This window comes from Vibrio fortis (assembly GCF_024347475.1).
Classification (GTDB): domain Bacteria; phylum Pseudomonadota; class Gammaproteobacteria; order Enterobacterales; family Vibrionaceae; genus Vibrio; species Vibrio fortis.
The window spans coordinates 577801-602290 of record NZ_AP025488.1 but is presented as its reverse complement, the minus strand read 5'-3'; the positions used below and the strand labels follow the sequence as shown (position 1 = coordinate 602290).

Below are 24490 nucleotides of genomic sequence, written 5' to 3'. Positions count from 1 at the left end.
GGCGTAGTTGGGTCAAAATATGCCACAGTGCAAGGTTTCTGAGGCTGATCATGGTCTGGGCCATTTTTCTTCACGTAACATAGCTTCAGAATTAATTCATGACGGCTTTTGTTTTGATGGTCGGTTAGACGCAATCGACTCTTCTTATAAAGACAAGGGCCATGGAATAGGTAACCTTCGACATGTGGATCCCGTCTAAACTGACTCGCCCAGGGCGATTACACAACGCAATCTTAAGACCACGCGTATTAGATCTGCTGCAAAATGCCGACTGCTATAAGCTCGTATTATTCCGCTCCCCTGCTGGCTATGGAAAAACTACCATGGCGGCTCAGTGGCTAGTTGATAAACCCAATGTAGGTTGGTACAGCATTGACGACAGCGACAATGATGCCTTCCGTTTCATCAACTACCTGCTTCAGTCTCTCAACAAGGCGACACAAAATGCTTGCCCTAACGCCCAGAAGTTAGCGGAAAAGCGTCAATTCTCATCGCTTCACTCCTTATTGAGCGAAGTATTCGCAGAGATGGCAAACTTTCACCATGAGTGCTTCCTTGTACTTGATGACTATCATCTCGTTAATAATGACGATGTGCATGAAGCCATGCGCTTCTTCTTAAAACACATGCCAGATAACCTAACGCTTGTTGTGACAAGCCGCGGTACGCCACCACTCGGTACAGCAAACCTACGTGTGCGCGACCTAATGATTGAATTAGGTAACGATTCATTGGCTTTCGATACTGAAGAAACCACCCGCTTCTTTAATCAACGTGTTACTGACGGTGTCGATGACACTACGGCAGGCAGTATCTGTGCCTATGTAGAGGGCTGGCCTTCTGCACTTCAGCTAATTGCCCTGCAAGCGCAACATCAAAAACGCACCCTCGCCCAATCGGCAGAGTCGGTTTCTCATTTTAATCATGCTCACCTTTGGGACTATTTAGTAGAAGAAGTATTTGATCTATTAGACAAAGAGACTCGCCATTTCTTAATGCAGTGCTCGGTGCTGGATCACTTCAATGACGAGTTAGTTTGTGCGCTCACGCAGCGTGAAGATGCTCTAGGTATGATTGAATCACTCAACCGATTTGGGTTGTTTATCTACCCACTAGAGGGCGAGAAAAACTGGTATCGCTTCCACAATCTATTCGGTGAGTTTTTGGCGCACGAGCGTCAAGCACGCATACCACAACAAGAGGCTGAACTGCACAACGCCGCAGCTCATGCTTGGCTCAAGCAGAACACGCCTCACCAAGCTCTTCGCCATGCACAAAGAGCCAATAATGCGGAGCTGATTGTACAGATCCTAGGCACTCACGGTTGGCAGATGTTCAACCAAGGTGAACTGTCTTCATTGGAAATGGCGATCAAACAACTGACACCGGATCAGCTTTACAGCGATCCTAAGCTCTCAATGCTACGAGCTTGGTTGGCACAAAGCCAACACCGCTATGATCAAGTTGGTACGCTGTTAGAAGAAGCGGAGTCTCAATATCAAGCACGTAATATTGAGCTCGACACTCAACAGCAAGGTCAATACAACGCGCTACGAGCGCAGGTAGCGATCAACAGCAATGAGCCTGAAAAAGCACTAGAACTCGCAGAGTTAGCACTGAGTCAACTCAATACCACCGTCTATCGCAGCCGTATTGTTGCGACTTCTGTTGTTGGTGAAGTTAACCACGTAATGGGTAACCTAAGCCGTGCATTGCCTATGATGCAGCAAACCGAAAAACTGGCGCGCCAGTATCAGGTTTACCATCAAGCACTCTGGGCAATCTTGCAACAGAGCGAGATCTTGATTGCGCAAGGTTATGTTCAAGCAGCATTCGAACTGCAAGACAGTGCCTTCAAGCTTATCGAAGAGCACCAGCTGCAGTACGTACCACTACACGAATTCCTATTACGCGTCCGTGCTCAGATCTGTTGGTGTTGGAACCGTTTAGACGAAGCTGAAGAGTGCTGTTACAAAGGCTTAGATATTCTAGGTCACCACTCACCAAGTAAGCATCTTCACAGCTACTCGATGCTTGCTCGCATTGCATTAAGCCGTGGTGAAATCGACAAAGCGGCGAAGTTTATCGATCAGATTCAACACCTACTTCGTCAATCCACGTACCACGTAGATTGGACAGCCAATGCCTCTCTTTCTCTGCTGCTATTCTGGCAGGTAAAAGGCGATAAAGATTCGATTCAAGATTGGTTAAACGTTGCAGTTCGTCCTGAATCAGCTAGCAACCACTTCTGCCAGCTGCAATGGCGCAACATAGTACGTGCGCACATTATGTTGGAGCAGTTTGAAGAGGCGGAAGAAGCATTAGTATTCTTGAAGAGCGAAGCAAAACGCTCTCACCTGGTGACAGATACCAACCGTAACCTAATCGTTGAAGCTGTACTTCGTATTCAAACCAACGACGAAGAGAGCGCACGTGTGCTGCTTGAGGAAGCACTGCACATGACGAACCAAACGGGTATGGTCGGTAACTTCCTTGTTGATGGATCAACGATTGGTCATATTCTTGATAAGCTGAGCAACAAACCAGGTCTAGGCGATCTAGAGCGACACCGTGCTCAACAAATCATGAAAGACATCTCAACCACACAGCGAAGCCGCTCTGTACACTTCGATGAAGACTTTGTAGAGAACTTGGTCAATCACCCTAACATTCCTGAGCTTGTACGCACCAGCCCACTCACACAGCGTGAATGGCAAGTACTCGGGCTTATCTACTCGGGCTTTAGCAACGAGCAAATTGCACAAGAGCTCGATGTGGCGGGTACAACCATCAAGACCCACATTCGTAACTTGTATCAGAAATTAAATATCGCTAACCGTAAAGAGGCGATCAGTACCGCTGAGAACTTATTACAGTTAATGGGATACTAAAGAAGATTCGAGATTTCGAAGGAAAGGAACAGCTAGTCGCCTATGGTGGCTAGCTTTTTTTTTGCTTATAAAACAAACAATACTGACTTACAGACAAAAAAATAGCCAACCGCAATATACGCGATTGGCTCTATATATGTGTGAACAAAAATCAGGTTCACTAACAACGTCAGTTGGCTAGGTGACCCTCGGCTTAAGAAGGGTCACTTAGTATTAAGCAGGATGCGTGCCAACTTTAAAAGGTCGATTTTTTGGGATGATATCGCAAAAAAAGCACCATAAACGATTCTAAATGTGCAAATTGCAATTGCATAATGCAAAGCAACGCAATCCGCATAAGAAATCAATTTCATTTAATTACGTAATATTGCGATTCAACATCAGTGGATAAGCCTATAAATTCGATTCCCAGAATGAATTTGATGACACAGCCTACCTTTGTTAAATGACCAAATAATTAAAGTGACGTCCCTGATTGCATATTCATACTTTTTTTACACCAAAGTTTGTATACTGCAGCAAACCATTATTAACTCTCAGAGACAAATGAACTACTTAAGTACTTTTTTTAAAGGCATGGCGATGGGTGCAGCAGACGTTGTACCTGGTGTATCGGGTGGCACCATTGCCTTTATTACTGGCATTTATGACACGCTTTTAGAAAGCATTCGTCGAATCAACCCGAGCGTTTTAGGCATTTGGAAACGCGATGGCTTTAAAGCTGCATTCAATCATATTAATGGCTTCTTCTTAATCGCTCTATTTGGTGGTGTGTTCACCAGCATTGCAACCTTAGCGAAACTCATCTCTTGGTTACTGGTCGCTCACCCTGTACCACTTTGGTCTTTCTTCTTCGGTCTGATATTGGTCTCTGTGTTCCATATTCTCAAGCAAGTTGAAAAGCGCGACGTAATACGTGGTTTATTCCTATTACTTGGTGTTGCGTTTGCCTACAGCATCACTGTACTTAAACCACTACACATGGAACCAACCAGCATTAATGTCATGCTAGCCGGTGCAATTGCAATCTGTGCCATGATCCTACCTGGCATCTCGGGCAGTTTCATTTTGCTACTCATCGGCATGTACACACCTGTGCTTGCTGCGGTAAAAGGGTTCCAAATCGACATCCTGCTGCTGTTTCTTTCTGGATGTGTGATTGGTCTTTTGAGCTTCTCTCATGTTCTTTCTTGGCTGTTACGCTCATTCAGAGATGTAACCTTAGTGTTCCTAACAGGCTTAATGATTGGCACGCTACCTAAGATCTGGCCTTGGAAAGAGACCATCAGTTGGCGCACCAACTCTAAAGGTGAACAGGTACCACTGATTCAAGAAAACTTGTCGCCATTTGATTTCGAAGCGGTAACATCGCAACCGTCACAGCTTGTTCTGGCTGTTATTATGATGCTTGCTGCAATTGCTTTAGTACTCGGTCTAGAGAAATTTGCAGAGCGCAGCGGTCACTAATAGAGCTTAAGTTAGCATGTAACCTAATCACCAAAAGCGAAGTGTCCAGCTTCGCTTTTTTGTATTCGATAAATAGACAAAGTTCATTCACCTAGCCGCAAATTCGAGCCAGGCAAAGCTTCTACCCTCCGCACAAAATTGTTTTTTGATACAAGCACGTACTGAGCTTTGTGATACCATCGCTTATCAATAAAATGGAATGATGAGAGCCCCTATGCACCCAGCACTAAAGGTTGCGATGGTAAGCGCAGCACTGCTTGCCGGCTTCTTTGGCCCACAACTACTCGAACAAATAAACCACACTTTAGATACGCACACCGAGCGTGACATCAGTCAATACTGCATGTTGAGCACACAGGAGTGCGATCAAGATTCTGTCACCATGGTGTTTGAGCACGATACGGCTCAGCCTCTGGTCCCTGCTACCCTAACTGTCACTTGGGATGGCACTAGTTCCGACCAACTTCAGTTGTCACTCAGTGGTTTAGAAATGGAGATGGGAACAGCAAGATTTCAATTAACACGCACCGAAGGGAATACCTTCCAAGGTGACGTAATTTTACCTGTATGCACCATGGATAAAATGACGTGGCTCGGTGAATTAACCGACGGGAATAATACGGTACACCCAGCAATAAGGATGGAAAGATGAGTAAAAACTGGTCACTCGCACTAGTCGTGGCGTTCGTACTAGGGTTCGGAGTTAAAACCTATCTCGATGAACAAAATAAAGCTCAGATGCAGCTAGAAAAAGAGCAGCAAATCTCAGCGACCACCCTGTTTGGTAAAGATAACAAACCTGTGGAAATCTTCGACGAAAGCGATACTCGAGTTCGAATTGTGTACTTTGGTTTTACACGCTGCCCTGATGTTTGTCCGACGTCATTAGCCATGCTTGCTGGCGCGCTCAATCAACTTTCCGAAGAAGAAGTCTCGAGCGTTCGTCCGATGTTTATCTCTCTAGACCCAGAGCGTGACGCTGCAGAAGCGTCTTATGAATACGCACAATACTTCCATCCGAATATGGAAGGCTTAAGCGGTCCACTTGATATTACAACTGCATTGGCTCACAACTATGGTGTGATTTTCCGTAAATCAGAATTAGAAGGCTCAGAGCTTGAGTACACGCTCGATCACAGCTCTTACTTCTATTTTTTAAAGCCTGATGGCACTTTAATAACCAAGGTTCCACATACACTTACGCCAGCACCGATTGTTGATGCCATCAAAAAGCTATAACACCTAGCAATAGCCGTTAACCATATTCAAATAGATTGTTTAGGGAACCAATAATAATGAAACTAAGAGCCCTCGCATTAGCAGGTATTCTGCTTTGTTCTGTCGCTCAAGCCAGTGACGTTATGATTCATGACGCCTACGCACGCGCAATGCCACCTTCCGCTGTAAATAGTGCCATTTTTACTACTCTGATGAATCACAGCGATGAAACTCGCACGCTGATTTCCGCCTCTACACCGGCAGCTGGGAAAGTAGAACTTCATGATGTAATCATGGAAGGTGAGGTCATGAAAATGCGTCAGGTTAAAAGTATTCAAATACCGGCGCAGGGCAGCACAGAGCTTAAGCCGGGAAGCTTACACATCATGTTATTTGATTTAGCTTCTCGTCTTGAAGAAGGGCAAAGCATCGCTCTGACTCTCAACTACGCGAATGGCGAGGCTCAAACCGTAGAAGTCCCAGTCAAAAAAGTGATGAATGGCATGAAGAAAATGGACCACTCTCATCATTAAATTAGAATTTCAGTTCAATTTCGCATAATAATTAACCATGACAGCTTCTCGTTGTCATGGTTTTTTGTTAAAGTCGCCAAGCAAATAAAAGTCGATTGGTATAACGTAACGTTGTACTCACGGCAATCAATAACTCACCAAGGAGAACATCGATGATTGTAATGAACCCACTAGCGCCCGTAGTAAAAGAAGCGTACTACTCGTAAGGCAACAACTACTTACTTCCCTTACGACCCAATAAGTTACTTCATCTGTACCTGTAACTTGTTATCCAGCACAGTGTAAACATCATTCGCACTAGGCTGAAAAATCTATTACCACCTTCTTTTACCCGGTTTGCGCTACAGACAAGCACAATACCCGGGGTCCTATCTATTGAATTCGACCCATATTCTCATTTTTTGACATCGCAATAACGCCAACAGCCGCGAATTGTATGTCGAGGTATAGCAATGAATTCTAAAAACGCATTTTCCGATCCAATCTCAATCGCACAACTTGGATGGAAACCTATTTTTCAACAACAACTAACACTTGAAGATTACGAGCAAGAAAACTTCGCAGCACGAGTGATCGCACATCACCGGAGTGGCTATACCCTTGCTTCTGAGCAGGGAGAGATCCACCTAGCGATTCACCATGCCCTACCCGCTATGACGGTTGGCGACTGGGTGATCCTCAAGCCAAATCAACAGTTTGAGCGACTATTGGAGCGCCAATCACTATTCAGCCGCAAAGCATCAGGGACTCGAGTCGCAGAGCAATTGATCTCGGCCAACGTGACAACTGTGTTCATCGTCGTTTCTTTGAATCACGATTTTAACCTAAGCCGCATTGAGCGTTATCTAGCGCTCGCCAATGAAGCAAAGGTTGAACCTGTCGTCGTCTTAACCAAAAAAGATTTGTGTGATGATGCAGAAACAAAAGTGAGCCAAGTTCAAAGCCTAGATCCGTTACTCATGATTGAAACAGTCAACGGCCTTGATTTGGAATCAGTTCAAGTTCTAGCGCCATGGTGTACCTCTGGTGCGACAGTCGCTCTAATGGGCTCTTCAGGTGTAGGCAAGTCGACAATCGTCAACTCTTTAATGGCTGAACAAGCTCAAGCAACAGGCGGGATTCGTGAAGACGACAGTAAAGGTCGACACACAACCACATCACGTTCGCTTCATCTTCTGAAAGATGGTGGCTTGTTGATCGACACTCCGGGAATGCGAGAGATACAACTCTCTGAGTGCGCTGAAGGCGTTAGTGAAACCTTCGCTGACATCGAAGAGCTTGCCATGAATTGTCGTTTCTCAGATTGCCAACATCAATCAGAGCCTGGATGCGAGATCCAACGCGCATTGAAGAGTGGAGAGTTAACTGAGCGTCGGTTTAACAACTACCAAAAACTACTTCGAGAGCAAGCTAGAAATAGCGCGACGTTGGCAGAGAAACGAGCGAGCTATAAGCAACTGACTAAGATGTATCGCAGTGTGCAAAACGAGGGTCGTTATCGAAAACAGTTTGATGATTAATAGGTATATTTATTCATTAAATCAATAGGCAAGACTAAGCAATATATGCTGCCGGTGAGCGATCATTCGGCAGCATTTTTACATCCAAGATATCAATTCTGCATACATAGTTTGCATAACCATTCCTTGCTAATTACGAGCGCAGACACATCAACTACATATCAATATTTGTAAAGATTTATATCTTATATAGCATACATTAATTTAACAATTAGAGCCAAAACACCCACACAGCGCAAACAATTACACCAAAATGAAACTAATCCTAGACACTGAGATTAATCAAGCTAATATGACCGCCCATTCGACTAGTGTATAGTTCGAAATGGTTCCATTTTATAAAAGAAATATCACTATAATAAGTTAACAATTGCAGGTAATTTATGCAAAATCACAACATGTTCGCCCGCATCGCTCGTGGAAATCTTGTTCTACAGATCCTTGCAGGTATTGTATTCGGTGTCGTTCTCGCCATGTTCTCGCCTTCGGCGGCTCAAGATGCAGGTCTACTAGGTAGTCTGTTCGTAGGTGCGTTAAAAGCTGTAGCCCCAATTTTAGTATTCATTCTTGTTGCAGCTTCTATCGCTAACCAAAAGAAAGGTCAGCATACTCATATGCGTCCAATCATCGTGCTTTACTTGATTGGTACTTTCTCTGCTGCGCTAACAGCGGTTGTTCTGAGCTTTATGTTCCCAACAACGCTTACGCTAGTTGCCGGTGCTGAGGGTGCTAACCCACCTCAAGGCATCACAGAAGTTCTACAAACACTGCTATTCAAACTGGTTGATAACCCAGTAAACGCACTGATGAACGCAAACTACATCGGTATCCTTGCATGGGCGATCGGTCTGGGTCTTGCTCTACATCACGCTTCAGCGACAACCAAAGCGGTATTCGAAGACCTAAGCCACAGTGTTTCACACATCGTTCGCTTCATTATTCGTCTAGCACCTTTCGGTATTTTCGGTCTGGTATCTGCAACGTTTGCAACAACGGGTTTCGAAGCGCTAGCAAGCTACGGTCAACTGCTGGCTGTACTACTAAGCTCTATGCTGATCATCGCGCTGGTTATCAACCCAATCATCGTATTTGTTAAGACTAAGCAGAACCCTTACCCGCTTGTTCTTCAGTGTCTACGTGAATCTGGTGTTACGGCATTCTTCACTCGTTCAAGTGCAGCAAACATCCCTGTAAACATGAACCTATGTAAGAAGCTTAACCTAGACGAAGATACTTACTCTGTATCTATCCCACTAGGTGCAACCATCAACATGGCTGGTGCAGCAATCACGATTACTGTTCTAACGCTAGCTGCAGTGCACACTATGGGTATCCAAATCGATATCTTTACTGCAATCCTGCTAAGCCTTGTTGCTGCAGTATCTGCATGTGGTGCTTCTGGTGTTGCGGGTGGTTCACTACTACTGATTCCACTAGCATGTGGCCTATTTGGCATCTCAAACGACGTAGCGATGCAAGTTGTAGCGGTAGGCTTTATCATCGGTGTGATTCAAGATTCAGCTGAGACAGCGCTTAACAGCTCTACAGACGTGGTATTCACTGCCGCTGTATGTAAAGCTGAACAGCAAAAATCAGACGCATAATCTGATTTGCAAATGCAGGAAAGGGTAGCCACGCGCTACCCTTTTTTATTGGAAACAGAATCCTCTGTCGAGCTACCTTTCAATAAGACTTCAAACACAACAACCTTTCTACCATTCTGGTAACTGCAGAACTATCCCGTCCAATGTCATTTCCTCTACATCAAAAAATAAAATCCGATGAATCACGTCACTTTTATAAGAAAACTGACTGAATATAGCGAAAAAGAAGCCTCAAATACCAGACAAGTATACTCACCTTAAGAAGAGATATTCATTTCAAACCACCTTCTTAGGAGATAGAAAATGCTTCGTCTAACAACCATACTACTGACGATCCCTCTAGCAGCCTGCTCTACAATAAATACCGACTTTGATAGCCAAACCGATTTCTCTCAATATAAAACCTATGATTTTGGTTCACTTAAAATAACGAATGAAGCAAAGAACAAAACGCCAATTAGTATCGACTCAATCAGAATTGAAAATGCGATTGTCCAGGAAATGGATCGGACTGACGTAGAACTTGTCGAAGACGGCGGTGACCTATATGTTCGCTATCAACTTCTGCAAGAGTCGGAAGTTATTTCATCTGGCTCTTCCTTTGGTATTGGCTATAGTCGAAACAATTTCCATGGGATGATGGCTACGCCACAAAGTTATCAGAAACAAACCTATGGCCACCTAGTTGTCGAGCTAATCGATGATAGAACAAACATTGTTGTATGGACTGCGAACTCAAGCCGAAAACTAACTCAGTCAATGAGTTCTGAGGAACGTAACGAACTGATTCACGAAGAAATCGCTGAAATGTTTCAGCAATACCCTTCGTATAGATGAATGAAGACGTCTAAGTGATTGTTTCCCTAAGCCCTACTCAGCCAGTTAAACGATAGGAAAGCCTATGCCTTCAAGGAAGAAGGCAAATCAATCGCAATAAGACCAAGCGGTTAATCGCTTAGCCAGTACTTTTACTGAGTATGAACTTTCCCTCTCTCCCATTCCAATCATACTTGCTCAGACATTTGACGAGCTCTCCGTCATCGTTATCCAATATCTCACCATTCCTGAAATTCTTGATGCCTATCTTGATACCCCAAATGGTCACTGTCTTTAAACACTGCTATTACCCAATATTAACTCACAAGTTTGCCAATTGAGACGTTTAGCAAACATAGTGAGCGCCGTCCCAACTCGTTAAATTACGTCATTTATGCTATTTTTATGACCTAATCTACATAGGTTTGAATGAAAAATGACGATCAACAAGACTTACTTTATTAGAGTAAACAGCCTGATGAACTTGTATTACAACGTATGTAGTCAATATTATTCAGATCAAACTTCTCCCCAGGCAATTCCCCGATCCGCGTTTAATCACACCATGAATCTGTTGCCCATTTCTGAGGTCTTTAAGCTTTATGAAGAACTCGAGTGCTATACAAAAAATCCCAACTTTATGCTCGAGGCTATACGTCATTTTCGGGTCGAAGATTTGGGTGGATTAGGACAGTGGATGCTCTCTGGTCATGACTTAATGTCGACGATCAGAAAAGTAAACTACGGTATGGGGAGCATTCAATCGGGTGCTTTTTGGGTTGCCGCGCCTGCAGGTTCTATCATCAAATGGACTTACAACAATCAATACAATGCGAAGCACTTAGATGTTCATGACAGCATTAGAGTTGCTGTTTTGATGTCAAAAATATTGAAAAAATACCTAGGAGCAGATTTTGCGCCAATGCGCGTACTGCTTTCAGGAGAGCGTGCGGATGAGAAGCTATATCAAGACTATTTTGGCTGTGATGTCGCGTGGAATCATCATCAAACAGAGATCTGGTTTCATTCCAGTTTACGCTTGGCAAACTTGGCTGATAATCAAGATACCAAGCAAACCTTTTCGCTGAATTTTGAAGATTTGGACCGATGTTTAGACATGCCCGATCCAAGCGATGACACTAAGCTAGTTTATGAAGCCATCAACTACTCATGTCATTTTGGTTTACCGACACTCGAAAGAGTATCGAGCCTGTTAGGCCTATCAATTCAGCAGTTTCAACGTAGATTCCATAAGTATGGCCACAACTTTACCGAAATGTGTGGTTTTGTCTTAAGTAACAAAGCGGTCAAAATGCTAAGCCAATCAATACCCGTCGAAGAAGTGGCAAGCAGTTTAGGGTATAACCATCTCGATAGCTTTACGCATATGTTTAAGAAGCATCGAGGCATGACACCGAAACAATATCTCAATTCATTGGAATAAAATAAAACATCCGCAGAGTGTTGCCACTTTGCGGATGTGAAAGTTAACCTAGCTGATTTCGTTATCTTTAATCGTCATCTTAACAACACGATTGCGAGAGCTGCCGTCGGCGTTGCATTACGGTAATTTGGGTAACACTAAACGAGATCGCAGGTTCTGAGTCCAACTCTCTGTTAGAAAGAGTAGAAGTAGTAGAGCTGCGACTTCATGCGTAAAATAATTCCACGTATTACATCAAGAAACGCCATCAGCTCTGTTGGCTTTTCTCCACTTATCCAAGCTAGACCAACCGAACCAACTGGTACGTCGTAGCCTTCTGGCTCAACGACTTTCAACCTAACAAAGTGATGTTTGTTTTGTAGGTTCTTACCTGTGGTAGAACGAACATTCTGGTCAAAGCCAAGCAAGTTACTTTGCGCTTCACCTGTTGCTTCAACAATACCTTCAACCTCAGCTGTGAACACTTTCCCCGGGTAAACTGGAGTAGTAAATTCAGCCAATTGACCCGGTTTAACATTTCTAATAGCTTGGTGATTCACACGCATCAACACGTACTTTTCATTGGTGTACATCTGCAAACGTGGAACTTTAGAAACAAGCTGCCCTTCGCGAAGAATAAAGTTAGTCACAAAGCCGTCTGTCGGTGCATAGATCTTGGTGCTATCAAGATCCCATTTCGCCTTATTCACTCTCTGCAGAGCTTCGCTATAGTCCGATTGACGAGACTCAACCAAGAGTTCCGCTTTGGTTATTTGCAGCTTAGCTTTCTCTACATCAGATTTCTTCTTGCTAAGCTGTGATTCAAGCTTGGCCACAGTATGTACCGCAGAATCAACTACCGTTTGCTGATTATCAATCATACTTTCCGTGATCGTGTTACGCACGACTCGATTTTGTTCAAGATAACGCTTCAACGTTCTCTTCTGTAAGTCTCGATTAGACTGTGCCGTCAGGAGCTCACTCTGCGTCATTTCGAAATCATGCAACGCCGCTTGATAGCTCGATTCAGCAATTTTTACTTCTTCTGTCGCAGTGCTCACCGCGACACCGGCAGAGTTACGAGAAATCTTCGCTTGCTCATAAGCAATTTGATAAGGCTCGTCTTCAATCTCATAGATTAACTGCCCTTTCTCAATACGTTGATTTGGGGTGATATAAATCTGGTCAACCTTGCCCGACACATTAGTAGACGTTGGGCGGAGCTGAATATGAGGAGACTGAACCACAGAACCACCAGACAAATCCATCGGTGTATAGTTGATGAGCCCGACCCAAACAAACAACAACCAACCACTACCTCCTAGATATGCGAATGCTTTAGTGCCCGCATTCCAAGGCATACCAACAAGCCTTAATAGATAGATGAATAAACACCAAACCGCTAAACCTTCTAACATCTAGACATCCTCTGATTTGTTAACTTGAGTCGGAGAGTTCCATAAATCACGTAATCGGATAATGGCTTTTTCAAAATCTACAAAAGCGATGATAATGGCGAGCACCCACACCCAGTGCCAAATAAAACCAATCCAGGTTAGTGCGGTAATCAATCCTATTTGATGGTGGTCGGTCTGGTGAGCCTTTTGGATAGGGATCTCATGAAGCTTCCAGAAGCCATACAGACCAGCAGCGATGGTGCTGATCAGCACGATAGCCGCTGCTATATGCAAAGCGGTATCTGCAGTGGTCTCTACATAAGGAATACTGATTAAACTCATTGCTCTTACTCTCGTAAATTAAGACCAAAACAAGATATACCGACCTCGCCTGCCATGGGATAATCAGGTAATTCACGTCAATTAATGGTAGTTTTCGATACATATTATCTAACTAGGTGTGACGTGCATCTGAATTTCAAGCAGGTACTCATATCCGTTTAAACACAAGTTCCTAAGTTAAGATCAAAAAGGGGTAGCCAATGGCTACCCCTTTCATTTTCAAACTCACAACGCTGATTTTCTAATTGATGACTCCGTCGCCTGTCATTTGATGCTTGAGTTAACTTTTCCAATTGGGTTGGACAGTCGACTGACTGAAATCAAGGCTAGCAGCGCTATCACTCGGCTTACTGGTTGAAGCATCAAACGGAACTTGCGTGTAATCCCCCGCATCTGTTGTTCGTTTTGACTCTGACGCAGAGCTTTCTTCGATAACCTCTTCTGGCATAACCTCAACGCCCTCTTCGGTTTTCTTAGGCACTGGTACTTTGCGTTTATAGAGCTTATTAAGCGCCTTGATCACCGAATGCTTAGTTACCGCTTCTTGAGACAACTTGGTCATAATAGGCTTAGTTAACGACTGCAATCCAACTATTGAGTCAACACCAAGGTTCGCGCCTACTTTGTCGCGCAACGCTTTTGCAGGCTCATAGCCAAAGTGAGCAGACAGGAACAACCAGATATAAGCGATCGCATTGCCGTGCTCTCCATGATCTATCCAAGCTTCACCAGCATGGAACATAGCTTCAGTATTATTCTTCTCTGCTGCTCTCTCTAACCAATAGCAGCCTTGCCCGTGGTTTTTCTCCACGCCCAAGCCGTTCAAATAGCTCAAACCTAGCTTAATTTTACCATTGAGATCGTGCTTATCCGCGGCCATTCGAAACCACTCCACCGCATTCTCTGGAGAGTAATCAGCATTATCTTGGTCTAGGCACCAATCGCCCATGAACAACATGGCGTCGGTATGTCCACTTGTGGCTGCCTCCTCAATAAGAGCGTAACCTTTGGGGATATTCTTAGTGGTGCCACGGCCGTGAATCAGAGCTTGCCCCATATTGAATTTGGCGTCGGAATCGTTATCTAGCGCAGCTATCGCTAACTGCCAAAAGTTTGCCTGCTCTCTTAAGATCAGGTCTTCCTTGCGCTTCATGCTCAGTCTTACGATGCCATACATACCGTTGACGTTGTCTTGCTGAGCCGCTTTCTCATACCAATAGAGAGCTTCTTTAATATTGGTGCGTTCTGCCTCTTTAGCGAGATAAAGAATTGAAGGAATATGACCAGTCTCGGCTTTAAAAAGACGATCTTTCTTCTCTTGCAGGCGCGCCTTCTCTATCGCCTTTCGATAAGCGACTTCTCTAGCCTTGCGCTCCTGCTCTAGTCGCTGCTTTCTCAAAGATAAAGAGATCAGCCAAATGACGACCAAAATCAGAGAAAGTGCGGTTGCACCGATAGCGATGCCCATTGTGCTCATAACGTCTCAACTGTTTGTTGTTCAACTAGTGTTTATTTTAATTTCGATCCTAGCCGATAAATGAAGGTTGGCGGACTAAAAAAACGTATCTATTCATTAGCCATAGTGAGTTTAGTATCTCAAGATTCTTATGCCATAAGAAGCTAAACCGATTCTTTAAGAATGAAATGCTGTTAGATGGTGTGATATTGATTCCATTGTAAATTGTTGGCTAGGTAAAGCCACTCAAAATAACCACACTACCGTTGGTTGATTTCATCCATCATACCCACTCCCGGCACTTTTCCCTATTTAGCTTCACGAAAGTGTTACTGCGCTATCGTTTCGCTTATCGGCAATCTGCTAGTTTTATTCGATAGCACCAACGCCCATAAGTGACACTGTAACTCAGCAGTTGACTACGTCGTCTTCATTCGTCTGATTACACCTCATTTTTGCTCAGTTTTACATTGTAAATCGACACCTCAAAACCACTCATAAACGGCAAATCAAAAAAGCGGCTCGAAGCCTATCCCTCGAACCGCTCAAATTGATCGTTTCAGCAACATTGTGGCTATTCGCTCTGCATTCTTTCCCAGATCGTCGGTGAGCCTATGTACTCTTGAACACTACTGATGAACTCCTTGACCAACTTTGTCTGCTTTCTATGTGGATAAACGGCATAAATGGCGGTCTCTTCCGTTGAAATCCGATACTCAGGCAGTAACTGGACGAGTCCAAGCTCTTTCATTGGTGCGTGCAGATTGGACTGATCCAACAGCCCATAGCCTAGACCGTCACTCACACCGGACACGATCGTACGTACATCACTCACTTTGTAATTGCCCTGCAGTGAAAGCACTTGGAAGGTTTCACCATTGGGCTGTTCACTTATGCGCAGTTGATCGAGCGTCATATCACCATTGGTATAAATAATCGCCGGCAGCGACAATAGATCCTGAGGTGTTTGCGGTTCACCATGCTCAGCAACAAAGTCATGAGATGCCACCAGCATAAAATGACTGTCCGCGATTTTCTTGGCGATAAGGTTCGATTCAACCAACTTACTGAAACGAAAAGCGATATCGATCTTACCCGCGATGATATTGGCAATCTTATCGTCCAAAGAGAGCACAATCTGAACATCAGGATAGCGACGCATAAACTGAGTCACGATCGGCTGCAAATACTGCTGCCCGAAATAGATTGGTGAGGTAATTCGCAGCACCCCTTTGGGTTCTGACTGATACGAATCAGCAATCCCCTGAATCTGATTCAAGGTATCTTGCAAAACACGGGCTTGCGCCAAGATCTCTTCACCTGCCGAGGTTAAAGAAAATGATCGTGTCGATCGATTGAGCAACTGTACACCGAGATCAGCTTCCAAACGCTTAATCTGCTTCGACAGTGACGAGTTGTCCATATCATGCAACGTTGCCGCTTTGGTAAACGATCCTTGCTGAACGACATCGAGGAATAGAAGTAATTGGTTAGTATTTAACACATGGCTCTCTCTAGAAAATAGATTCGGTTATCGTTCATCTTTCGGCGTATCCATCACCACCATGGTTGTAATGGACTGTACTTGAGGGCACTCACCTAGCACGTCAGCGTGAAACTTCTTATAACTTGGCAGATCTTGAGTTTCCACCCGCAAAAGGTACTCGTTCGCACCAGTAATGTTGTGGCATTCGACTACCTCTTTTTCTAAGCTGACGTGATCTTCAAACTCTTGCTGCGCTGCTTTACTGTGGCTTGATAATCCAATCGACACATACGCGATAAAGCCAACGCCCATCAAAGTGTTATCAAGCACTGCACGATAGCCCTGAATGACACCTTGTTTCTCTAATTCCTGAACGCGACGCAGAGTCGCAGACGGAGACAAACCGATGCGTTCAGAAAGCTCAATATTGGAGACTCTGCCGTCCGCTTTAAGCTCAAGCAATATCCTTTCGTCAAATCTATCCATAGCTGAATTTAATTGTGCATTTAATGAATTTAACTCGAATAAAAGCACATAATTGCCCGACTTTCCACTTAGTATGAATCGTGACCGGTCAGACACAACTGTAATTTTCACTATTTAGGAACAACGCCATGCCTTTTGAACAACTTACCGCACTCGCGTTATTTGCGTTTGTCTCGACCTTCACACCTGGACCAAACAACATCATGTTGATGACTTCGGGGGCAAACGTGGGATTCACCAAAACCATTCCCCATATGCTCGGTATCGCCCTCGGCTTTGCCATTATGCTATTGTTGGTCGGCTTTGGTTTAATGGGTTTGTTCCACAGCTTCCCTGTTATTCATCAAGTATTGAAATACCTAAGCTTGGCTTATCTTGTTTATTTGGCGATTAAGATTGCAAACAGCGGCAAAGCAGAAGAGAAAGAGAGCTACAAACCGATGTCCTTTTTAGCGGCGGCAAGCTTTCAGTGGGTTAATCCGAAAGGTTGGTCGATGGCATTAACGGCGATTTCCGTTTATAGCACTGGAAGCTCTTGGGTTGAGCTCGCGATCATCGCTGCCATCTTTACACTTGCGAACCTGCCATCGGTGACATTTTGGACCGCAGCAGGGAAACAGCTACAGCATTGGTTAACGACCCCTTTGCGCATTAAAGGCTTCAATTACGCGATGGCTCTGTTGCTGTTGGTTTCGACCGTACCAATGATCTAAGCGCAGATTTCTCTAAATTATTCCAAACCTAACCTAAAACAACCTCGATAGCGCCTCTTGAAGCGGTCCCAGAATAGACTGTCCGTGAGGCGTTAATGTCCACACAAACCCCAAAACATTAAGGCCACTGCAGATGATAAACACCGTTTTAAAAGGCTGTTTTTGAGTCTTATGTCGAAACTGCTGTTGGGCTATCAACGCACCTAACCAACCACCACATAATTCCAGAAAATGTAGTGTATTTTCCGGTACGCGCCACTCCCCTTTTATTGCCGCACGCTTATCTTTTGCGTAAGTTAAATAAGTAATAATGCTCATCAATATATAACTTAGAAGCATCAGCTTTGAGCTTGAATAAAATGCGCTCGATAGGCTTACAACAAAGAGATAAGTAAAGACGATTTTCAATGATGATGACAAGGTTATCCCCTTTTGCGCAGCAGCTCACGAAGCTTAATAACTACGCCCTGAATTCTTATTAAAAGGATGAGTAATTGGGCAGTTATTTGCGCTAGCCTACTTGCCTCATCCCTACATAACATGATGGAAGTTAAGGAATTATAACCATGTACAATAAAAAACATACCATCTATCAAGTCTTTACACGTCTGTTTGGCAACCAAAACACCAATAATAAACCTTGGGGCACGATCGAAGAGAACGGTGTCGGCAAATTCAGTGATTTCACCGATAAAGCACTCTCTGAAATTAAAGACCTTGGCATTACCCACATTTGGTATACCGGCGTTCCGCATCATGCGGTGATCAACGACTACCAAGAAGCGGGAATTACCCCAGATCACCCAAGCGTAGTAAAAGGTCGAGCGGGCTCTCCTTATGCAGTAAAGGACTACTACTCCGTCAACCCAGACTTGGCTGATGACCCAGAGAAACGTGTCGAAGAGTTTGAAGCTCTTATTAAACGCAGCCACGACAATGGGTTGCAAGTTATCATTGATATCGTACCAAACCACGTCGCACGCCAATATCGCGGTAGTCATAATCCAGTAGGTGTGGAAGACTTCGGTGCCAATGACGACACCAGTGTTGAATACCACCGAGAGAATAACTTCTACTATATCCCTGACTCACAATTTGAGCTCCCAGACATCGACCCAGCCTTCACGCCACTCGGTGGAGAAGCGCACCCTAGCCTAGAGACACCATTCATAGAAAAGCCTGCTAAATGGACGGGAAATGGTTCGCGCTTGGCTAAACCGAACTTCGACGACTGGTATGAAACAGTAAAAATTAACTACGGCATTAAGCCAGACGGTAGCAAAGACTTCCCTGAACTTCCGCAAGGCTACGAAGATAAAGACTACATCGAACACTATCATTACTGGCAGCAATTTGATGTACCTAGCTCTTGGGTTAAGTTCCGTGATATCGCACTTTATTGGATTGCAAAAGGGGTTGACGGCTTTCGCTACGATATGGCGGAGATGGTACCTGTCGAGTTTTGGAGCTACCTGAACTCGTCAATTAAAATGCGTAAATCCGATGCATTCCTGATGGCAGAAGTCTACCAACCGGATCTATATCGTGATTACATTCGCCTCGGAAAAATGGATTATCTCTACGACAAAGTCGACCTCTATGACGGCCTAAAAGCGATCATGCAGGGCAAAGCCTCAACTACGATCATCCATGATATCCAAAGCAAGATGCAGGATATTGAGCATCATATGCTGCACTTCTTGGACAACCATGATGAGCAGCGAATCGCCTCTCCCGAGTTTGCTGGCAATCCAGACAAAGCAAGGCCAGCAATGTTAGTGAGTGCTCTAATCAGTAGCTCTCCTACTATGCTTTATTTCGGTCAAGAAGTCGGTGAAGCTGGAGCAGAGAACGCAGGGTTTGGACAACCATCACGCACTTCGATCTTCGATTACATCGGCGTTCCGCAACACCAGAAATGGATGAACAGCGGCAAATTTGATGGCGGGCTCTTGAATGAGAACGAAACCGCATTACGTCATTTCTATAAGCGCGTCATGAACTTCACATTAGAGCATTCTTCACTAACCGGCGAGTACGTCGATCTGTTTGCCAACGGTGAGCTCTCTGACGCTAGCCACGCCTTTTTAAGATATGACGCGAGTGAGCTAATTATCGCGACCAGTCGTTTTGCAGCACAAGGCGGTGAGTCGATTAAAGTGACCATTCCTGCAGAGCATATCTCAGCGATGAATTTAGCCGATGGGACTTACTCTTTGGAAGAGAAAATTGAAGGTTTAAAAACACAATCTCTCACCGTCGATAATGGTATTGGCTATTTCAGTTGTGAGTTGCAGCCACTGGACGCATTAGCTTGGGTCTTGAAGCTCAAATAACTTTATATTTATGACCCATTATAAAAGAGCCAAACGGCTCTTTTTTTTTAATGATTATTAAGTAACAAATAAAGCGCTGGTAATCTCACAATAATTAGGCTGAGTTCTCATCCTATTTACTCATCCTCCCCTCTACGCCCTTTTTAAATAATCACTAGTTTTATGTGTTGTCGATCCAATTAATTATCGTTTGACCTAATACAAAATGTGATTCTTACACTAATTATTTTTAATTTCCGCATTTTAAATAACTTTATTTATAAGGCTCACAAATAGATCACCATATTCAACATTAGGATATTCATCGAGAATAAAACTAATATGGATATCACACGTGAATACAAAAAACTTTAAACTCTCTACCCTTGCAAAAGCTATGTTGCCAATCCTGGCTGCTGGTGCTTTAAGTGCTTGTGGAGATGACGACGAAAGTAACTACACTGCACCAACACCGGGAACGTCAGTACCGGGTGAAGTCGAGCTTGCACCGAGTGTCGACCTACCAAGCGCAGCACCGACTCCAAGTGCAGACCAGATCTCCTTAAGCTATATTGCCGATACCACATCGAACATTGCGAGAATGTCCAATAACACGGCAGACTTTAGCCAATGGACTCTTGTTTGTGGTGACAAATCTTTCACCGCAACCTCGTCTGACAAATTTGGTCCTATGTGGCTTGTTGCTGCAAGTGAAGCAACAGGAAGTTGCAAAATCACGGATGGCACATCAGAGCAAGCCAGCATCAGCTTAGATGCTGCAGACGCAGGTAAGTCTGTCGGTGTCACCCACGAAGGCGACAAAGTGTCTGGGTCACGTCAAGATACTATGCTTAAAGGCCACGGGCTTGACCAAACAGGCACCGACGTAAAACTCCCGGAAGCTAAGCCGCCAGGTGAACTGCCTACACCACCAGCTGACCATTTCGCTGTTCATCTTTATGATCCTCTAGGCGATAAAAAAGAAGAAGGTGCAGATAAGAATGGCTACGGTAACCTAAACCTACACATTTGGAATGATTCAAAATGTGCAGCGGGTAATCCAGATTACTTCAACGAAGATTGGGAAGACACTAGCGTAACGCCGGATGACTCCGATGAATTTGGCCCAGTTTGGTACGTTCCAGTTACCGATGACGCTAGCCAATGTTTCAATCTCATTTTCCGTAACGCCAACAAAGATAAATTGATTGGTGCTGACCTAGTTATCGACATTTCTGGCCAAGCAAATAACCCAGCAGTGACTTACATGCCGGGTAGTGCGAAAGCGTACGCGACACGAGGCGAAGCCTTTGAGGTTGCAGGCCCATCTTCAGAATTCACTATCGATAGTGTCGGTGCAATTCTAATTGACGATAAGACGCTGGTGTGGAGTGCTGGTAAAGGCGCTGACCAAGTTCAGATCATGTTCAGCTCAAACGGCGAATATCAAGTATCTGAAGAGGGTGTTGTTAGCGGTGCATCAATCAAACTGACTACAACTACACTCACTGACGAGCAAAAAACCAAGTTCCCTCACTTAGCTGACTACCCAGCATTTGAACTGCCACAACTGCCTACAGACCTATCATTAGCCTCTCTTATGAAAGGCAGTTTAATCGCACTCGCATCATCTGATGGTGCAGAGGGAGAAGCCGCAGCACTTCGTTCGTCTACCGCCGTGCAGTATGCAGGTGCTCTTGATGCTATTTTTGCTGAATCCGCTACTGAACTCGACTATGGCCCAATCTATGGTGATGATGGTGTAACATTCCGCTTATGGGCACCAACGGCATCTGAAGTTGAGCTTGTTGTTTACAACAGCGATAAATCTGAGGCAGCGCGCCACACTATGACAGAAGACGCAGCGTCAGGTAGTTGGAGTGTTGAAGTCGAAACAGACACGGTTGATAACAAATTCTACCGCTACGCGATGAAGGTGTTCCAACCAAGAGAGCAGAAAGGTTACAGCTATGAAGTAACAGACCCTTACTCTGTTAGCTTGTCGATGAACTCTTTCTACAGCCAAGCCGTCGATCTTGATTCCGATGAACTGAAACCAGCAGGTTGGGATGGTTTAGAAACCCCTCACTCACAAGATCCTGATAACGGTGATCTGGCGAATATGGTGATCTACGAATCACACGTTCGTGACTTCTCAGCTCGCGATAAAAGCACTGACAACAAAGGCAAATACTTAGCCTTCACTGAGCAAAACTCAGCGCCAGTGAATCACCTCAAAGAGCTTAGTGATGCGGGCATGACTCACCTACACTTAATGCCTGTGTTTGACATCGCAACCATCAACGAAGATCCAGACCAAGTCGCCAACATCGACGAACCATTTAGCAAGTTGTGTTCATTGAACGAATCGATCAAAAACGACAAACGTTACAGTGATTACTGCACAAGTGGTGGAACAATTGCAGAAGCGTTCGAAGACCTAAAAGCGACGGACACCAAAGACAATGCAGTTATTGAAGGGCTGAACGAGTATGTACGTTCTGTCGATTCATACAACTGGGGCTACGACCCATTCCATTACACAGTTCCTGAAGGCTCGTATGCAACCGATGCAGAAGGCACCACACGTATCCTTGAGTTCCGTGAAATGGTGAAATCTGTGAAAGAAGATGTGGGTATGAATGTCGTAGTGGACGTTGTATACAACCACACCAACGCTTCTGGCATGAACGACAAATCCGTTCTCGATAAAGTCGTTCCACTCTACTACCAGCGTTTGGTTCCAGATTCAGGTTTAGTCGAAACATCAACATGTTGTGAGAACACCGCACCTGAACATGCAATGTTTGCCAAATTAATCGATGACTCGATTCAAACTTGGGTTGAAGCATACAAGATTGATGCATTCCGTTGGGACTTAATGGGCCACCACCCACTGTCTCAAATGCAACAGACACTTGCAGCCGCTCGTGAGGTGAACCCTGAGGTTTACTTCTACGGCGAAGGTTGGAACTTTGGTGAAGTTGAAAACAACCGCCGCTTTGTTCAAGCGACACAACCTAACCTTGGTGGCACAGGTATTGGCTCGTTCTCGGACCGACTACGTGATGCAGTACGTGGTGGTAGTCCATTCGATGGTGGTGACGCGATTCGTAAAACCCAAGGCTTCGCAACGGGGGCGGCAACACTGCCAAATGAGCTGATGGCCGATGATGAAGGCAATGTTTCTGATGTTGAGTTAGAACGCGCACTGCACCAAATCGATCTGACTCGCTTGGGCATGGCGGGTAACTTGAAAGACTTCAAGATGGTCGACTTCGAAGGCAACACGCAAGTGGGTTCTTCAATCGACTATAACGGTCAAGAAGCGGGTTACGCAGAGCAACCATGGGAAGTACAGAACTACGTATCAAAACACGATAACCAAACGTTCTGGGACATCAACATGTACAAGGTATCGGAAGATGCTAGCGTAGATGTACGTGTTCAAATGCAGACCATTGGTATGTCAACTGTACTACTCGGTCAGGCGATGCCATTCAATCATATGGGTGGCGAGCTACTGCGTTCGAAATCGATGCAGCGTGACTCGTACGACTACGGTGATTGGTACAACCTTGTTGACTTCACTCTTACTGACAGTAACTGGAACAAAGGTCTGCCAGCAAAAGACAAAGACGCAGGTAACTACGACCAGATCGATCGCGCAACGGCCGATGTAAACTCTCAGCCTCAAGCTCAGCATATGGAGCGCATGTACAACAATTACAAAGAGTTGTTAACGCTTCGTTCGGCTTCGGATTTAATGACGCTGCCAAGTGCGCAAGAGATCATCAACCGTGTTGACTTCCGCAATACGGGTAAAGGCCAAACAACGGGTGTAATTGCAATGACCATCGATAACGGCAGTACCCAAACCGCCGATATCGACAGCTCAGTGGATGCAATTGTCGTGATCATCAATGCAACCCCAGAGACACAAACAGTCGGTGATTTCGTTGACCACGAGAGTAAACCAATTGTTCTGTCAGGCTTTGAACTGAGTGCTGCACACGCAGATAACGGTATTGCTGGCAATGCATCATTCACCGAAGGCAAGTTCTCAGTACCAGCTTGGTCTACCGCGGTATTCGTTCAACCACGAGGTTCTGAACGTGGCTTAGGTCTTCCAGTTGCAGAGAAGAAAGCAGACTTACCACCGTTTGGTAAAACTAAGGTGTACATTGCTGGCGGCTTCGAGCAAGCAAGCTGGGATCCTGCAGCTATTGAAGTGCCATACACCAACAGTGGTTTGTACACTATCGAGTTAGGTTTAGCTTCTGATACTGGTTACAAATTCACACATGGTGACTGGGACTCTCAAATTAGTTGTGGAGGTGAAAACTGCCCTTCAAACTTCACTGATATGGGTATGTATGAGTTTTCACTAGATGCCTCAGATGTAGAAAAACCAGTGATTGTTGATGCTAAGCTATCCGAAAGCTACAAAGGAAAAACTTGGTACATTCCAGGTACCCTATCAGGTAACTGGGGCCACGACGATGCACAGAAGATGACCACGGATGCGCAAGACGCAACAATGGTGAGCTTCACCACTGCAGAGCTGGCTGCAAACCAAGAGCTTCAGTTCAAGTTTACTTGTGGCGATTGGGGACAGTGTGAACACGGCTACAGCGATATCGTGGTTGCGGAAGGTTCACTTGCCGTTACTAACAATGGTGGCAACCTTGCCTTTACGCCTGCAAATGAAGGTACCTACACAGTGACATTCGATATCATCTCTAAACAGGTAACTCTCGCAGCGGCTAAATAACCGCTCGCTGAGAACCAACAAAAAACGCTGACTTAGGTCAGCGTTTTCT

At 44.7% G+C, this 24490-nt stretch carries 18 protein-coding genes; 12 read left to right on the top strand and 6 right to left on the bottom strand.

Annotated features, from left to right (window positions below):
- Positions 1-182 precede the first annotated feature (182 nt).
- From malT to OCV50_RS17240, 9 genes are all read left to right on the top strand, one after another.
- On the top strand, positions 183-2891 hold the full coding sequence (gene malT / locus OCV50_RS17280) for an HTH-type transcriptional regulator MalT (protein WP_239839588.1): 2709 nt from the start codon (positions 183-185) through the stop codon (positions 2889-2891).
- Between the two features lie 546 nt (positions 2892-3437).
- Positions 3438-4358: a DUF368 domain-containing protein gene (locus tag OCV50_RS17275; protein WP_261905063.1), complete on the top strand. Its 921-nt coding sequence runs from the start codon at positions 3438-3440 to the stop codon at positions 4356-4358.
- A 214-nt stretch (positions 4359-4572) separates the two neighbouring features.
- A complete protein-coding gene (locus OCV50_RS17270; RefSeq protein WP_261905062.1) occupies positions 4573-5010 on the top strand; it encodes a hypothetical protein in 438 nt (145 codons plus the stop codon).
- Entirely contained in the window at positions 5007-5597 is a 591-nt protein-coding gene (locus OCV50_RS17265; RefSeq protein WP_261905061.1) for an SCO family protein, read from the top strand. Before OCV50_RS17270 ends, OCV50_RS17265 begins: the two co-directional genes overlap by 4 nt.
- A 56-nt stretch (positions 5598-5653) precedes the next feature.
- Positions 5654-6109 carry a copper chaperone PCu(A)C gene (locus OCV50_RS17260; RefSeq protein ID WP_261905060.1) on the top strand — a complete coding sequence of 152 codons (456 nt, stop codon included), beginning with the start codon at positions 5654-5656 and terminating at the stop codon, positions 6107-6109.
- Positions 6110-6561: 452 nt separating this feature from the next.
- Complete coding sequence (rsgA, locus tag OCV50_RS17255; RefSeq protein WP_261905059.1) at positions 6562-7629, top strand: ribosome small subunit-dependent GTPase A; 1068 nt, start codon at positions 6562-6564, stop codon at positions 7627-7629.
- 383 nt (positions 7630-8012) lie between these two features.
- Positions 8013-9233, top strand: a complete 1221-nt coding sequence (gene sstT / locus OCV50_RS17250; RefSeq protein ID WP_032550540.1) for a serine/threonine transporter SstT — start codon at positions 8013-8015, stop codon at positions 9231-9233.
- 303 nt (positions 9234-9536) lie between these two features.
- A complete protein-coding gene (locus OCV50_RS17245; protein WP_261905058.1) occupies positions 9537-10070 on the top strand; it encodes a DUF4136 domain-containing protein in 534 nt (177 codons plus the stop codon).
- Positions 10071-10485: 415 nt separating this feature from the next.
- Positions 10486-11493 (top strand): AraC family transcriptional regulator, encoded by a 1008-nt coding sequence (locus OCV50_RS17240; RefSeq protein WP_315974659.1) that lies wholly within the window; start codon positions 10486-10488, stop codon positions 11491-11493.
- Positions 11494-11666: 173 nt separating this feature from the next.
- Here OCV50_RS17240 and OCV50_RS17235 read toward each other — a convergent pair whose 3' ends face one another.
- From OCV50_RS17235 to OCV50_RS17215, 5 genes are all read right to left on the bottom strand, one after another.
- Positions 11667-12890: an HlyD family secretion protein gene (locus OCV50_RS17235; protein WP_239839581.1), complete on the bottom strand. Its 1224-nt coding sequence runs from the start codon at positions 12888-12890 to the stop codon at positions 11667-11669.
- The gene (locus OCV50_RS17230) at positions 12891-13211 is read right to left on the bottom strand and encodes an MFS transporter (protein WP_239839580.1); all 321 of its coding nucleotides are present in this window, start codon (positions 13209-13211) and stop codon (positions 12891-12893) included. It lies immediately after the preceding gene.
- A gap of 280 nt (positions 13212-13491) precedes the next feature.
- A complete protein-coding gene (locus OCV50_RS17225; protein WP_261905223.1) occupies positions 13492-14679 on the bottom strand; it encodes a tetratricopeptide repeat protein in 1188 nt (395 codons plus the stop codon).
- Between the two features lie 562 nt (positions 14680-15241).
- Entirely contained in the window at positions 15242-16171 is a 930-nt protein-coding gene (locus tag OCV50_RS17220) for a LysR family transcriptional regulator (RefSeq protein ID WP_261905057.1), read from the bottom strand.
- A gap of 27 nt (positions 16172-16198) precedes the next feature.
- On the bottom strand, positions 16199-16639 hold the full coding sequence (locus OCV50_RS17215; RefSeq protein ID WP_032550543.1) for an Lrp/AsnC family transcriptional regulator: 441 nt from the start codon (positions 16637-16639) through the stop codon (positions 16199-16201).
- 128 nt (positions 16640-16767) lie between these two features.
- Here OCV50_RS17215 and OCV50_RS17210 point away from each other — a divergent pair, with 128 nt between their 5' ends.
- Positions 16768-17352: a LysE family translocator gene (locus OCV50_RS17210; protein ID WP_239839578.1), complete on the top strand. Its 585-nt coding sequence runs from the start codon at positions 16768-16770 to the stop codon at positions 17350-17352.
- Positions 17353-17385: 33 nt separating this feature from the next.
- Here the strand turns inward: OCV50_RS17210 and OCV50_RS17205 are convergent, their stop codons facing one another.
- The gene (locus OCV50_RS17205) at positions 17386-17772 is read right to left on the bottom strand and encodes a DUF1294 domain-containing protein (RefSeq protein ID WP_239839577.1); all 387 of its coding nucleotides are present in this window, start codon (positions 17770-17772) and stop codon (positions 17386-17388) included.
- Positions 17773-17918: 146 nt separating this feature from the next.
- Here OCV50_RS17205 and OCV50_RS17200 point away from each other — a divergent pair, with 146 nt between their 5' ends.
- Together OCV50_RS17200 and pulA are read left to right on the top strand one after the other, a co-directional pair.
- Positions 17919-19688 carry an alpha-amylase family protein gene (locus OCV50_RS17200; RefSeq protein WP_261905056.1) on the top strand — a complete coding sequence of 590 codons (1770 nt, stop codon included), beginning with the start codon at positions 17919-17921 and terminating at the stop codon, positions 19686-19688.
- Between the two features lie 334 nt (positions 19689-20022).
- Positions 20023-24441, top strand: coding sequence for a pullulanase-type alpha-1,6-glucosidase (pulA, locus tag OCV50_RS17195; RefSeq protein WP_261905055.1), 4419 nt, complete (start codon positions 20023-20025; stop codon positions 24439-24441).
- Positions 24442-24490 lie beyond the last annotated feature (49 nt).

Excerpts from the sequence above, each read along its gene's own strand:
- malT (WP_239839588.1), top strand. The coding sequence starts at position 183 with ATGTGGATCCCGTCTAAACTGACTCGCCCAGGGCGATTACACAACGCA.
- OCV50_RS17275 (WP_261905063.1), top strand. The coding sequence starts at position 3,438 with ATGAACTACTTAAGTACTTTTTTTAAAGGCATGGCGATGGGTGCAGCA.
- OCV50_RS17270 (WP_261905062.1), top strand. The coding sequence starts at position 4,573 with ATGCACCCAGCACTAAAGGTTGCGATGGTAAGCGCAGCACTGCTTGCC.
- OCV50_RS17265 (WP_261905061.1), top strand. The coding sequence starts at position 5,007 with ATGAGTAAAAACTGGTCACTCGCACTAGTCGTGGCGTTCGTACTAGGG.
- OCV50_RS17260 (WP_261905060.1), top strand. The coding sequence starts at position 5,654 with ATGAAACTAAGAGCCCTCGCATTAGCAGGTATTCTGCTTTGTTCTGTC.
- rsgA (WP_261905059.1), top strand. The coding sequence starts at position 6,562 with ATGAATTCTAAAAACGCATTTTCCGATCCAATCTCAATCGCACAACTT.
- sstT (WP_032550540.1), top strand. The coding sequence starts at position 8,013 with ATGCAAAATCACAACATGTTCGCCCGCATCGCTCGTGGAAATCTTGTT.
- OCV50_RS17245 (WP_261905058.1), top strand. The coding sequence starts at position 9,537 with ATGCTTCGTCTAACAACCATACTACTGACGATCCCTCTAGCAGCCTGC.
- OCV50_RS17240 (WP_315974659.1), top strand. The coding sequence starts at position 10,486 with ATGACGATCAACAAGACTTACTTTATTAGAGTAAACAGCCTGATGAAC.
- OCV50_RS17235 (WP_239839581.1), bottom strand. The coding sequence starts at position 12,890 with ATGTTAGAAGGTTTAGCGGTTTGGTGTTTATTCATCTATCTATTAAGG.
- OCV50_RS17230 (WP_239839580.1), bottom strand. The coding sequence starts at position 13,211 with ATGAGTTTAATCAGTATTCCTTATGTAGAGACCACTGCAGATACCGCT.
- OCV50_RS17225 (WP_261905223.1), bottom strand. The coding sequence starts at position 14,679 with ATGGGCATCGCTATCGGTGCAACCGCACTTTCTCTGATTTTGGTCGTC.
- OCV50_RS17215 (WP_032550543.1), bottom strand. The coding sequence starts at position 16,639 with ATGGATAGATTTGACGAAAGGATATTGCTTGAGCTTAAAGCGGACGGC.
- OCV50_RS17210 (WP_239839578.1), top strand. The coding sequence starts at position 16,768 with ATGCCTTTTGAACAACTTACCGCACTCGCGTTATTTGCGTTTGTCTCG.
- OCV50_RS17200 (WP_261905056.1), top strand. The coding sequence starts at position 17,919 with ATGTACAATAAAAAACATACCATCTATCAAGTCTTTACACGTCTGTTT.